Origin of the sequence: Streptomyces sp. NPDC127190 (genome assembly GCF_042672505.1) — a bacterium.
Taxonomy (GTDB): Bacteria; Actinomycetota; Actinomycetes; order Streptomycetales; family Streptomycetaceae; genus Streptomyces.
The window spans coordinates 102,298-114,281 of the sequence record NZ_JBHXVE010000020.1; the positions used below are offsets into that span (position 1 = coordinate 102,298).

The following is an 11,984-nucleotide window of genomic DNA, read 5'->3' on the forward strand; positions in this document are numbered from 1 at the left end:
GTGCTAGCGGTTGGCCACCGCCTGTTTGATCAGGGTCTTGCCGAAGTCCCACACCAGGCCGCCGCCGCTGTGGGCGTCGTCCATGACGGCGGTGAAGGCCGTCACGAACCGGTCGACGTCGGCCTCGTCGATGATCAGCGGCGGGATCAGCTTGATCACCTCCAGGTGGTCGCCGGAGACCTGGGTGAGGATCCGGTGCCGCTGGAGCAGCGGTACGACGACCATCTGGGCGAACAGGCCCTTGCGGGCGGCCTGGAGCATGGTCCAGCGGCTGCGCAGCTTCAGCGAGGCCGGCCGGCCGAACTCGATGCCGATCATCAGGCCCCGGCCGCGGACGTCGGCGAGCAGCTCGTAGCTGTCGACCAGGGCGGCGAGCCGGGACTTCAGCAGCTCGCCGGTGGCACGCACCTGGGCGACGATCTGGTCGTTCTCCATCACCGACAGCACCGCCAGGCCGCACGCCATCGCCTGGGCGTTGGCGCCGAAGCTGGCGGAGTGGACCAGGACGCGGTCCATGGACGAGTAGACCTTCTTGAAGATCCAGTCCTTGCCGAGGGTGGCGCCGACCGGCACATAGCCGCCGGAGAGGGCCTTGGCCACACAGACCAGGTCGGGTTCGACGCCGTCCTCGTGCTGGTAGGCGTAGAAGTCGCCGGTGCGGCCCAGGCCGGTCTGCACCTCGTCGGCGATGAGCAGCGCCTTGTGCCGGTGCAGCAGTTCCTGCGCGGCGCGCAGATAGCCGGGCGGCGCCTCGTGCACGCCCTTGCCCTGGATCGGTTCCACGATCAGGGCGGCCACGTCGCCCTTCTTCAGCTCCCGTGCCAGCGCGTCGAGATCACCGAGCGGTACGGCGGTGTCGGGCAGCAGCGGCGCGAAGCCGTCCCGGAAGCCCTTCTCGCCGTTGACCGACAGAGAGCCGGTGGTCAGGCCGTGGAAGGCGTGGTCGCAGTAGAGGACACGGGGCTTGCCGGTGGCGTACCGGGCGAACTTCAGGGCCGTCTCGACGGCCTCGGTACCGCTGTTGCCGAAGAACACCCGGTCCAGGTGCGGGCTGCGGGCGAGCAGCCGCTCGGCGAGCAGGCCGGGCAGCGGCTGGCAGTCGAAGCGGGTGAGGTCGGCGAGGTCCAGGTCCAGGACGTCGTGCAGCGCCTTGCGGACGACCGGGTGGTGGCGGCCGAGGCCCATCACCCCGAACCCGGCGAGCATGTCCAGGTAGTCGTTGCCGTCCGCGTCGAAGAAGTGGGCGCCCTCGGCCCGCTCGTAGACCTTGTCGAAGCCGATGGTGTGCAGCATCCGCGGGAGCTGCGGGTTGAGATAGCGGCTGTGCAGCTCGTAGCGTTCGGCTCCGCGCTCGGCGAGCAGGGCGCCGAGGTCGAACTCGGTGGTCATTCACTCTCCTTGGCTGTGCCGCGCGCGTCCGCGACGGCCAGGCTCCCACTGATCCGCCCGGCGATCTCGACGGGCGTGAGGCCGATGTCGGCCAGGACCTCGCCGCGTTTGGCGTGCGGGAGGAACTGCTCCGGGATGCCGAACCGCCGTACCGGCACGTCCACGTCGGCGTCGCCGAGGGCCAGCGCCACGGCCGAACCGACGCCCGCGGCCCGGCTGTTGTCCTCGACCACGGCGACCAGCCGGTGTCCGGCCGCGAGGGCGGGCAGCGCGGGGTCGACGGGCTTGACCCAGCGGGGGTCGACGACGGTGCAGCCGATGCCCCGGGCGGCCAGCAGCTCGGCGGTCTGGAGGCACACCGGGGCCATGACGCCGACGGCGACCAGCAGCACCTCGGGGTTCTCGTCGCGGTGCAGGACGTCCATGCCGCCGACGCGGCCGCTGGCCGGGATCGCCGGGCCGGCCGACTCCTTCGGGAAGCGGACCACGGTGGGCGCGTCGTCCACGGCGACGGCCTCGCGGAGCTGGGCGCGCAGCTGGTCGGCGTCGCGCGGGGCGGCGATCCGCAGGCCGGGCACGACCTGGAGGACGGACATGTCCCACATGCCGTTGTGGGAGGCGCCGTCGGTGCCGGTGACGCCGGCCCGGTCCAGCACGAAGGTCGCCCCGCAGCGGTGCAGGGCGACGTCCATCAGCAGCTGGTCGAAGGCGCGGTTGAGGAAGGTGGCGTAGACGGCGACGACGGGGTGCAGTCCGCCGGTGGCGAGGCCGGCCGCGGAGACGGCCGCGTGCTGCTCGGCGATGCCGACGTCCCAGACCCGGTCCGGGAAGCGCGCGGCGAAGGCGCCGAGGCCGACCGGGTGCAGCATGGCCGCGGTGATGGCGACGACGTCGTCCCGCTCCTCGCCGATCCGCACCATCTCCTCGCCGAACACCGAGGTCCAGGAGGGTCCGCCCGACGGCGCGAGCGGCTCGCAGGTCAGCGGGTCCATCACGCCGACGCTGTGGAAGTGGTCCTCCTCGTGCGCGAGGGCGGGTTCGTAGCCGCGGCCCTTCTCGGTGAGGCAGTGGACCAGGACGGGGCCGTGGAAGCGTTTCGCGCGGCGCAGCGCCGACTCGACGGCCCCGATGTCGTGGCCGTCGATCGGGCCGACGTACTTCAGGCCGAGGTCCTCGAACATGCCCTGCGGGGCGAAGGCGTCCTTGAAGCCCTTCTTCGCGCCGTGCAGGGACTCGTAGACGGTGCTGCCGACCACGGGGGTGCGCAGCAGGACGTCCTTGCCCCAGGCGAGGACCTTCTCGTAGCCGTCGGTGGTGCGCAGGGCGGCCAGGTGGTGGGCGAGGCCCCCGATGGTCGGCGCGTAGGAGCGCTCGTTGTCGTTGACGACGATGACGAGCGGGCGGTCCCTGGCGGCCGCGATGTTGTTCAGCGCCTCCCAGGCCATGCCGCCGGTCAGCGCGCCGTCGCCGATGACCGCGACGACATGGCCCGTCTCGCCCCGCACCTGGTTGGCCTTGGCGAGGCCGTCGGCCCAGCCGAGCGCGGTGGAGGCGTGGCTGTTCTCGATGATGTCGTGCTCGGACTCCTCGCGCGAGGGATAGCCGGACAGTCCGCCCTTGCCGCGCAGCTTGGAGAAGTCCTGACGTCCGGTCAGGAGTTTGTGCACATAGCTCTGGTGGCCCGTGTCCCACAGGATGCGGTCGACCGGTGACTCGAAGACCCGGTGCAGGGCGATGGAGAGTTCCACCACCCCGAGGTTGGGCCCGAGATGACCGCCGGTCCGGGTCACCGCGTGCACCAGGAAGTCGCGTATCTCTCGGGACAGTTCGCCGAGTTCCGCCTCGGACAGCGCCTTCAGGTCGCGCGGCTCCCGGATCGTCTCCAGAATCGTCACGCTCGGCCCCCTCTCGGTCCGTGCCTTGCCTGGACTCAACTGTGCTGCTCGGCCTGCTTATGCGCCTCCTCGATGAGGGTGTCCACGATCCTGGACTCGGGGACGGTCCGGTCCAGGGAACCGGCGTTGACGCCGATGCGGATCGGCGTGCCGCGACCGGCGCCGCCGGGCGGGCGGCCGGGGCGGCGCCCCGGGCACGCCCGGCGGAACGGCGGTCATCGCATCACTCCTGCTTTCCGCTGGTCATCGTCTCCCGCGCGGCCCGCAGCGACTCCTTCAGGGAGCCCATGGTGGCGAGCACGGCGGTCGGTTCGTAGCCGCAGTGGGCCATGCAGTTGGCGCAGCGCGGGTCCTTGCCGCGGCCGTACTTGTCCCAGTCGGTCTCCTCCAGCAGCTGCCGGTAGGTGGGCACATAGCCGTCGCTCATCAGATAGCAGGGCTTCTGCCAGCCGAAGAGGGAGTAGCTGGGGATCGCCCAGGCGGTGCACGGGAAGTCGACCTTGCCCTCCAGGAAGTCCAGGAAGAGCGGGCTCTGGTTGAGCCGCCACCGCCTGCGGTTGCCGCCCGAGAAGGCCTTCTTGAACAGTTCCCGGGTCTGCTGGACGCCGAGGAAGTGCTCCTGGTCGGGGGCCTTCTCGTAGGCGTAGGCGGGCGAGAGCATCATCTCGTCCACGCCCAGGTCGTCGTTGAGGAAGTTCAGCACCTCGACGACGGTCTGCGGGGTGTCCGTGTTGAAGAAGGTCGAGTTGGTGGTCACCCGGAAGCCGCGTCGCTTGGCCTCCTTGATGGCCTCGACCGCCTCGTCGAAGGTGCCCTCCTTGGCCACGGAGGCGTCGTGCCGCTCCCGCAGTCCGTCGATGTGCACGGCCCACGCGAAGTACGGCGAGGGCTTGAACTTGTCCATCTTCTTGCGCATCAGCAGCGCGTTGGTGCAGAGGAAGACGAACTTCTTCTTGGCCACCAACTGGCGCACGATCTCGTCGATCTGAGGATGCATCAACGGCTCGCCGCCGGCGATGGACACCATCGGCGCACCGGACTCCAGAACGGCTCCCACGGCCTGCGCCACGGGCATGCGCTGCTTGAGGACGCCGGCCGGGTGCTGGATCTTGCCGCAGCCCTCGCACTTGAGGTTGCACGCGAACAACGGCTCCAACTCCACCAGCAGGGCGAACTTGTCCCGCTTCCTGAGCTTCTGTTCGAACAGATAAGTAGCGACCTTGACGGTCTGACGCAGCGGCATGGCCATCTGGCTCACCTCCGGGGGAGCAACAAAGAACGGTGCCATTCAAAAAATGCGGGAAGAACAGAACGAAGAACGCGAAACGCGGATATTCCACCGCGTACCGTGCCGATCCGGACGAGTTCGTGTTCGGGGGCGTCCACGACGACCCGTACGGCCGCGACCGGGCGCTCACCGGCCCGTACGGCGGCGCGCAGCGTGGCCGCGGACTCCATGTCGACCGCGATCGCCCCGGTCGCGAGCAGATCGAACCGCTCGGGGCCCCGGACGACGTGGTCGGAGCCGGTGAGCGGGCCGGTGTGGACCGTGCGCCCGGGCAGGATGCGCACCAGCTCCTTGACGAGCAGTTCGGTGCCCACACAGGCGACGGTGGCGTGCGGGTCCCGGGTCTCCTCGGCGACCACCAGGTCACCGGGGTGCATCCCGGGGGCGAGCCCGGCACAGAAGCCGGTGGCCAGGACGGCCGCGTCGGCGAGCGCCGGGGTGGCGAGGTGGCGGGTGACGGAGCGTTCCGCCGCCCGGGGCCCCATGCCGGTACGGACGAAGCTCACCGGCCCGCCCGTCCCGGTGCGGTCGCCGGTGCGCAGGGCGAGGTGCTCGATGCCGAGCGCGCAGGCGATCAGCAGCGGGGCCGGGGCGGGCACGGCGCTCATCTCAGCTCCCCTTCGCCTCGCGACGCGGTGTCCGGGCGAGCAGCTTGCGCTCGAAGGGGTCGCCGTGCAGATAGCGGCCGAGCGCGGTGAGCGGGAACACCTGCCGGTACAGGTGGTAGTTGATGGAGAAGTCCCAGGGGAAACCGGTGCCGGTGAAGTACGGCTCGTCCCAGCTGCCGTCCTCCCGCTGGGTCTCGGCCAGCCACCGGACGCCGCGCTCGACGGCCTTGGAGCCCTGCTCCCCGGCCGCGAGCAGCGCCATCAGCGCCCACGCGGTCTGCGAGGGCGTGGAAACGCCGCGGCCGCTCCACTCCTTGGCGTACTTGTAGGAGCGCAGGTCCTCGCCCCAGCCGCCGTCGTCGTTCTGCACACTCTCCAGCCAGGCCACGGCCCGCCGGATCGCCGGGTGCGAGCCGGGCAGGCCGGCGGCGGTCAGCGCCGGTACGACGGACCCGGTGCCGTAGAGGTAGTTGACGCCCCAGCGGCCGAACCACGAGCCGTTCGGCTCCTGTTCGGCGAGCAGCCAGTCGATGCCCCGCCGGGTGCGCGGGTCGTGCGCCAGACCCTCGGCGGCGAGCATCTCCACGACATGCGCGGTGACGTCCGCGGACGGCGGGTCGATGACCTCGCCGAAGTCGCAGAACGGCAGCCGGTTCGGGAACGGGCTGGTGTTGTCGACGTCGAAGGCGCCCCACCCGCCGTTCTTCGACTGCATCCCGAGGTTCCAGCGCACCCCGCGCCCGATCGCCCGGTCCACCCGCTCCGGGTCGTGATGCCGCACCCGGCGCAGCGCGAGCGCCACCTCGGCGGTGTCGTCGATGTCCGGGTAGTTGTCGTTGTGGAACTCGAACGCCCAGCCGCCCGGGGGCAGTTGGGGCCGGCGTACGGCCCAGTCGCCGGGCCGGACGATCTCCTCGCCCAGCATCCAGTCGGCCGCCTTGACCAGCGCCGGATGGTCGGCGGGCAGCCCGGCGTCGACGAGCGCGATGGTGGCGAGGCAGGTGTCCCAGACCGGTGACTGGCAGGCCTCGATCATCCGGGCGCCGTCCTCGCGCCACACGGCGAAACGGTCCAGCGACGCGAGGCCCTCGCGCAGCACCGGGTGTTCGAGGTCGTAGCCGAGCAGGTGCAGGGCGATGACCGAGTACACTGCCGGGGGCTGGATGCCGCCCCAGCAGCCGTCGTTCTCCTGCCGCTCCACGATCCAGCGGGCCGCGGAGCCCATCGCGGCCTTGCGGAGTCGGCGCACGGCGACCTTGCGGTAGCCGCGGACCACCTTGTCGAGCCGCTGGAAGAGCCCGTCCCAGCTCGTCACCGGGGCGAGCGGCTGCGGCGGGTTGGGCACGGCCGGGTCGGTGTGCAGCTCGTCCAGCGCGAAGGGCGCCGGGCGCACCGGGCGCTTGGCGGAGACGATGGTGAGCGGCACGATGGTCTGCCGCGCCCAGCAGCCGAAGTTGTAGATGTTCAGCGGGAACCAGGTGGGGAACCAGATCAGCTCCGGCGGCAGCTCGGGCAGGTCCTCCCACTTCCACCAGCCGAACAGGGCGAGCCAGATCCGGGTGAACACCCGGGCGGCGGCGATACCGCCGCGCTCGCGGATCCAGGCGGCCGCCCGGGCCATGTGCGGGGCGTCGGGCGCGTCACCGGCCAGCCGGAGGGCGACGTACGCCTCGACGGTGGCGGACAGATCGCCGGGGCCGCCGTAGAAGGTGGCCCAGGTGCCGTCCTCGCGCTGCTCGCCGCGGATGAACAGCGCGGCGGCCTGTACGGTCCTGTCGTCCAGGATGCCCAGGAACTGGCGGAGCATCAGGTCCTCGGCGTCCATGGTGACGTTGGTCTCCAGGTCGCCCTTCCACCAGCCCTGGGCGTCCTGCCGGGAGAGCAGGTGGTCGGTGGCGCGCCGGGCGGCACGCGCGGCGGCTTCTTGTACCCCGGCCGCCTCGGGGATGAGGGTGGTGTCGCTGGCCGCGGCCGCCCGGGACGGCAGAGTCGCCCCGGTGCTTCCGTCGGTCGTCGCTGTCATGGCTTCCCCTTCGTGCAGTCGTGCGAGTCGTGCTGCTGTGGGTCCGCCGTCGGCCGGTGTCCTGCGTCGTGCGTGCGACACCGGCCGGCGACTACGCGAGGCTTGTCGAGCCGATAATGATCATCTCTTTCGTACGACGACGAAGTCGGCGAGCGCCGTGAAGGCGGCCCGTACCCGGTCGGGCATGCCGACGGTGTCGAGGGCTTCGATGGCGATGGCGTGCTGACGGCGCGCTTCCTCCGCCGTCCAGTCGCGGCCGCCGGCCTCCTCGATGAGGGCGGCGCGGGCCGCGAACTCCTCCTCCGAGAAGTTCTCGAAGTCGCTGCTCTTGGCGTCCGCGGCGAGGATCTCGCCGAGCCGCTCGGAGGCGGGGCCGCCGGCCGCGAGGGCGGCCACCACCGGCAGGGACTTCTTGCGCTGGCGCAGGTCGCTCCAGGTCTGCTTGCCGGTGGACTCGGGGTCGCCCCAGATGCCGAGCAGGTCGTCGACCGCCTGGAAGGCGAGTCCGAGGTGGTAGCCGTACTTCTCCAGCGCGTCCGCGGTGGTGTCGTCCGCGCCACCGAGCACGGCGCCGATGGAGCTGGACGCGGCGAGCAGCGCGCCGGTCTTCTGCCCCTCCATCTCCAGGCACTCCTCGACGCTGACGCGGTCGCGGTGCTCGTAGGAGATGTCCTGCGCCTGACCGTCGATCAGGGCACGGGAGGCGGTGGTCAGCCGGCGGGTGGCGCGGCCGGCCTCGACCGTGCCCAGCTCCAGCAGCACCTCGTTGGCGAGCGCGAACAGGGCGTCGCCGACCAGGATGGCCTGGGCGGGGCCGTGCAGCTTCCATACGGTGTCGCGGTGCCGGCGCTGCTCGTCGCCGTCCATCAGGTCGTCGTGCAGCAGCGAGAAGTTGTGCACGAGCTCCACCGCCACGGCGCCGGGGATGCCCACCTCGGGCGCCTTGCCGGTGACTTCGGCGGAGAGCACCGCGAGGGCGGGGCGGACGGCCTTGCCGCCCGCGCCGTCGGCCGGGTTCCCGGCGGCGTCGATCCAGCCGAAGTGGTAGGCGGCGACGGTGTCCATGGGCGGCGCCAGGCGGTCGACGGCCGCCTGCAGAACCGGTGTGGCCAGGGTGCGGCCGCGCTCCAGCAGCGCGGTCACGTCCACCGCGGTCTCTCCTCCCGCGGGCGTCGAGGCCGGGGGCACAGTGGGCACAGTCTCTCCTCTTGTTGCGGTACCGGGGGTGCGGGGGCCCGCCGCCGGGTGCTGATCGAGCATCAGGCCGCCTCCTCGAAGGCGAAGAGACGGCTCGGGCGGGGCCGGCCCAGGGCGCCGAGCGCGGCGTCGGCCGCACTCACGCCGCTGCGGACCGCACTCTCCATGGTCGCGGGCCACCCGGTGGCGGTCCACGCTCCGGCCAGGTACAGGCCGGGGGCTTTGGTGCGGGCGCCGGGCCGCAGCCGCCCGACGCCGGGGGTGGGGGCGAACGTGGCCGTGCGCTCCCGGGTCACGAAGAAGTCCTGCACCACGGCGCCGCGCGTACCCGGCAGGAGCCGTTCCAGCTCGGGCAGATAGCGCCGGCGCAGGTCGGCGACCGGCAGGTCGATCTCGTCCTGCGCGGCCGACTGGGACAGCGCCAGGTACTGGCCGGTGCGCAGTCCGGAGGCGTGGGTGCGGTCGAAGACCCACTGGACCGGGGTGCCGAGGGCCGCGAAGAAGGGCCGCGTGAGCACCGTACGGTCGTACACGACATGGACGTTGAGGATCGGCGCGGTGCCGATCCGCAGCAGCCGCTCGGGGGCGTCCAGCGCGCCGGGCGGCAGCAGGGCGTGGGTCTCGCGCTGGGGTACGGCGAGGACGACGGCGTCGGTTTCGAGTGTCTCGCCGGGAACCTGAACGCTCCACGTGCCGTTCTCGTTCTTAGAGACGGAGGTGACGCGTGTACGGACCTCGGTACGCACGCCCGCGGAGTCGAGCGCCTTGCGGGCCAGCCGGTCGTGCAGTTCGCCCAGCGGGACATGGGCCCAGCCGATGTCGGCCGCGCCCGGGTCGGACAGCAGACCGGTCTTGAACACCATCGCGGCGAGCCCCAGCGAGGCGTCGCCCGCGACCGCGTTGAGGGTGGCGACCCCGACCAGGTCCCACAGGGCCTCGACGGCGCGCGCCGACTGGCCGTGCCCGGCCAGCCAGCTGCCGAAGTCCTGGGCGTCCAGGGCCGGATCGGCGAGGTCGAGTCCCTTGAGCGCGAGCGCGGCCCGTCCGACCGCGGCACGCTCGGCGAGCGAGAGATGCGGATAGGTCGCCAGACTGCGCCCCAGGTGGAGGGGAACGGGCAGGGGGTCGCGCCGCAGCCGGCCGAGCCGTCTGCCCTCGGGCTTGGCGACGTCGACGACGGGCACGTCCAGGCGGTCCTGCAACGGTGCCAGCGCCGCGCCCTCGATCCGGTCGAGGAACCAGCGGTAGGCGGTGCAGCAGCGCAGGTACACGTGCTGGCCGTTGTCGACGGTCAGTTCGCCGCGCTGGAAGGAGAAGGCGAGACCGCCCAGCCTGGGTCTGCCTTCGAGCAGGGTGACATCGATGCCCGCGTCGGCGAGCGCGAGTGCCGCGGTGATCCCGGCGAGACCGCCGCCGACCACGACGGCGCTGCGCCCCGCCCTGTCCCGGGTGTGTGCCTGCGCCTGTGCGGACCGTGAGCCGTCGCTCATCGTGCGTCCTTCCCTGCGTGCCGACCGTGCTGGTTGAACGGTGCACGGTCAGTCGTCGCAGTCAGGGACGCCACGCCGTGGTGGAGGTTTGCCCGGCGCATGTCCCCTGGTTCGGTGCGGTCCATCAGACGCGCCTCCGGATGGTCCGCGGCGAGACATGGCGGGTCACATGGCGGGTGTCGAGACCGGACAGGCCGCGCACGGCGACATACGCCTTCTCGTGTCCGGGCAGCGAGACCCGGCCGCGCAGCACCGCCTCCGGGTCGCGCTCGATGCGGTCGAGGAGCCGGCGGTAGATGCCGGCCATGGCCGCCACGCAGGCGCCGCTGCGCCGGTCGAGCATGGGCAGCAGCTGGTAGCCCTCGGCGAACAGGGCGCGGGCCCGCCGGACCTCGAAGTGCACCAGGCCCGCGAAGTCCGAGCCCTCCGGCGGGGTCGGCCGGTCGAACCCGGCCGAGCAGCCGAACTTGGCGAGGTCGTCGGCGGGCAGGTAGGTACGGCCGCCCTGCGCGTCCTCGCGGACGTCCCGCAGGATGTTGGTGAGCTGGAGGGCGAGGCCCAGGGTGTCGGCGTACTCGGCCGCGCGCTCGGCGCCCCGCGCGCCCGGCTCGGTGCCGAACACGCCGAGCGAGAGGCGTCCGATGGCACCGGCGACACACCGGCAGTAGGCCTTCAGGTCGTCCCAGGTCTCGTAGGTCTCGCCGCGCACGTCCATCTGGACGCCGTCGATCAGCTCGTCCAGGCCGCCGAGCGGGATCGGGAAGGCGCGTGCGGCATGGCTGAGGGCGACGGCCACCGGATCGGTGTCGTCCTCCTCGACCGCGCCCGCGCGGACCCGGGCGAGCAGGGCCCGGGTGTCCTCGAGCCGCGTCAGCTTCACGTCGTCGGCCAGGTCGCCGTCGCCGATGTCGTCCACGCGCCGGGAGAACGCGTACAGCGCCGACATGGCGCGGCGCTTGGGCGCCGGCAGCAGCCGGATGCCGTAGGCGAAGTTGCGGGCCTGCTGACCCGTGACCGTCTCGCAGTAGCTGTAGGCGGCGAGTACCGGTGCGGACACGTGCGGCGGAGAATCCACGGCCCCGATCACCCCTCTCCTCGCAGAATCACGCCCGCCTCACGCAGCAACTGGATCGTGCCGGGCTTGGGCGGGCCGGGAAGTACGTCGTATTCGGCGGCGGCGATCGCGCGGATCGCCGCCCTTCCCCCCGCCACGAACCCTGCGAGCAGCAGCTTCAACCTGCCGTGGACGCTACCCACCAGGGGGGCGCCTTCATTCAGCAGAACGCGGGCGCGTTGCGCTTCGTATGCAACCAGGGCGCGCACCGATGCGCCCGCGGTTTTCGCGGAGAGGTCGGTTTCCTGCACATGGAAACGCTTCATGTCCTCGGCCGGCAGATAGATCCGGTCCCGGCGCAGATCCTCGGCGACGTCCTGGAGGTGCTCCACGATCTGCAACGCGGTGCAGATCGCGTCGGACAGCCGGATCCGCTCGGGGGTCGCGGTGCCGGTGACCCCGAGGACCAGGCGGCCGACGGGGTTGGCGGACAGCTCGCAGTAGGCGAGCAGGTCGTCGTAGGTCTCGTACCGCGTGACCAGTTGGTCCTGGCGGTTCGCGGCGATCAGGCCGAGGAACGGTGCCGGTGTGAGGCCGCGGCGGCGGACGGTCGGCTGGAGCCGGCGCAGCAGCGGGTGGCGCGGGGTGCCGTCGAAGACGCGGTGCAGGTCGGCCTCGAAGGCGTCGAGCAGGGCCAGCCGGTTCTCGGCCTCGGTGGCCGACACACCGAGCAGCCGTGCGTCGGCTCCGCCGGGGGCGAGATCGCCGTCGCCGATGTCGTCGACGAGCCGGGCGAAGCCGTAGACGGCCATGAGGTCGTCGCGCCACTCCCTGGGCAGGAAGAACGGGGCCACGGGAAAGTTCTCGCTCGTGGCCTTCGACAGGGTGGCGTGCTCCGGGTCCGACGCCGTTTCCGCGGCCGTCATCGCGCGCTGCCCGGGGCGGGGACGGCACATGCTGCGTTGAGCTGGGGAGTTTCCGTAGCCATTGCCGTCACATCTCCCGTTCTACACTGCCGACCCAATACACACTATTTCGGA

At 71.8% G+C, this 11,984-nt stretch carries 10 protein-coding genes; all 10 read right to left on the minus strand.

Features of this window, described 5'->3' with window-relative positions; all coding sequences use genetic code 11:
- Window positions 1-3: 3 nt before the first annotated feature.
- Window positions 4-1,389: an aspartate aminotransferase family protein gene (locus ACFVIU_RS27765; protein ID WP_385845820.1), complete on the minus strand. Its 1,386-nt coding sequence runs from the start codon at window positions 1,387-1,389 to the stop codon at window positions 4-6.
- Window positions 1,386-3,284 carry a 1-deoxy-D-xylulose-5-phosphate synthase gene (gene dxs, locus ACFVIU_RS27770; RefSeq protein ID WP_385845821.1) on the minus strand — a complete coding sequence of 633 codons (1,899 nt, stop codon included), beginning with the start codon at window positions 3,282-3,284 and terminating at the stop codon, window positions 1,386-1,388. The genes ACFVIU_RS27765 and dxs overlap by 4 nt, the downstream gene beginning before the upstream one ends.
- A gap of 223 nt (window positions 3,285-3,507) precedes the next feature.
- A complete protein-coding gene (hpnH, locus tag ACFVIU_RS27775) occupies window positions 3,508-4,533 on the minus strand; it encodes an adenosyl-hopene transferase HpnH (protein ID WP_385845823.1) in 1,026 nt (341 codons plus the stop codon).
- 5 nt (window positions 4,534-4,538) lie between these two features.
- A complete protein-coding gene (locus ACFVIU_RS27780) occupies window positions 4,539-5,180 on the minus strand; it encodes a 1-hydroxy-2-methyl-2-butenyl 4-diphosphate reductase (protein ID WP_385845824.1) in 642 nt (213 codons plus the stop codon).
- A gap of 1 nt (window position 5,181) precedes the next feature.
- Window positions 5,182-7,203 (minus strand): squalene--hopene cyclase, encoded by a 2,022-nt coding sequence (gene shc, locus ACFVIU_RS27785; protein ID WP_385845826.1) that lies wholly within the window; start codon window positions 7,201-7,203, stop codon window positions 5,182-5,184.
- A gap of 120 nt (window positions 7,204-7,323) precedes the next feature.
- Window positions 7,324-8,463, minus strand: a complete 1,140-nt coding sequence (locus tag ACFVIU_RS27790) for a polyprenyl synthetase family protein (protein ID WP_385845827.1) — start codon at window positions 8,461-8,463, stop codon at window positions 7,324-7,326.
- Window positions 8,463-9,890, minus strand: a complete 1,428-nt coding sequence (gene hpnE / locus ACFVIU_RS27795; protein ID WP_385845828.1) for a hydroxysqualene dehydroxylase HpnE — start codon at window positions 9,888-9,890, stop codon at window positions 8,463-8,465. The genes ACFVIU_RS27790 and hpnE overlap by 1 nt, the downstream gene beginning before the upstream one ends.
- Window positions 9,887-10,015, minus strand: a complete 129-nt coding sequence (locus tag ACFVIU_RS27800) for a DUF6380 family protein (RefSeq protein ID WP_385845829.1) — start codon at window positions 10,013-10,015, stop codon at window positions 9,887-9,889. The genes hpnE and ACFVIU_RS27800 overlap by 4 nt, the downstream gene beginning before the upstream one ends.
- Window positions 10,015-10,977 (minus strand): presqualene diphosphate synthase HpnD, encoded by a 963-nt coding sequence (gene hpnD, locus ACFVIU_RS27805; RefSeq protein ID WP_385845831.1) that lies wholly within the window; start codon window positions 10,975-10,977, stop codon window positions 10,015-10,017. Before hpnD ends, ACFVIU_RS27800 begins: the two co-directional genes overlap by 1 nt.
- Window positions 10,974-11,870: a squalene synthase HpnC gene (gene hpnC, locus ACFVIU_RS27810; RefSeq protein ID WP_385845833.1), complete on the minus strand. Its 897-nt coding sequence runs from the start codon at window positions 11,868-11,870 to the stop codon at window positions 10,974-10,976. The genes hpnD and hpnC overlap by 4 nt, the downstream gene beginning before the upstream one ends.
- Window positions 11,871-11,984: the final 114 nt, after the last annotated feature.

Excerpts from the sequence above, each read along its gene's own strand:
- ACFVIU_RS27800 (WP_385845829.1), bottom strand. The coding sequence starts at position 10,015 with ATGGACCGCACCGAACCAGGGGACATGCGCCGGGCAAACCTCCACCAC.
- ACFVIU_RS27790 (WP_385845827.1), bottom strand. The coding sequence starts at position 8,463 with ATGCTCGATCAGCACCCGGCGGCGGGCCCCCGCACCCCCGGTACCGCA.
- hpnE (WP_385845828.1), bottom strand. The coding sequence starts at position 9,890 with ATGAGCGACGGCTCACGGTCCGCACAGGCGCAGGCACACACCCGGGAC.
- hpnH (WP_385845823.1), bottom strand. The coding sequence starts at position 4,533 with ATGGCCATGCCGCTGCGTCAGACCGTCAAGGTCGCTACTTATCTGTTC.
- hpnC (WP_385845833.1), bottom strand. The coding sequence starts at position 11,870 with ATGACGGCCGCGGAAACGGCGTCGGACCCGGAGCACGCCACCCTGTCG.
- ACFVIU_RS27765 (WP_385845820.1), bottom strand. The coding sequence starts at position 1,389 with ATGACCACCGAGTTCGACCTCGGCGCCCTGCTCGCCGAGCGCGGAGCC.
- ACFVIU_RS27780 (WP_385845824.1), bottom strand. The coding sequence starts at position 5,180 with ATGAGCGCCGTGCCCGCCCCGGCCCCGCTGCTGATCGCCTGCGCGCTC.
- shc (WP_385845826.1), bottom strand. The coding sequence starts at position 7,203 with ATGACAGCGACGACCGACGGAAGCACCGGGGCGACTCTGCCGTCCCGG.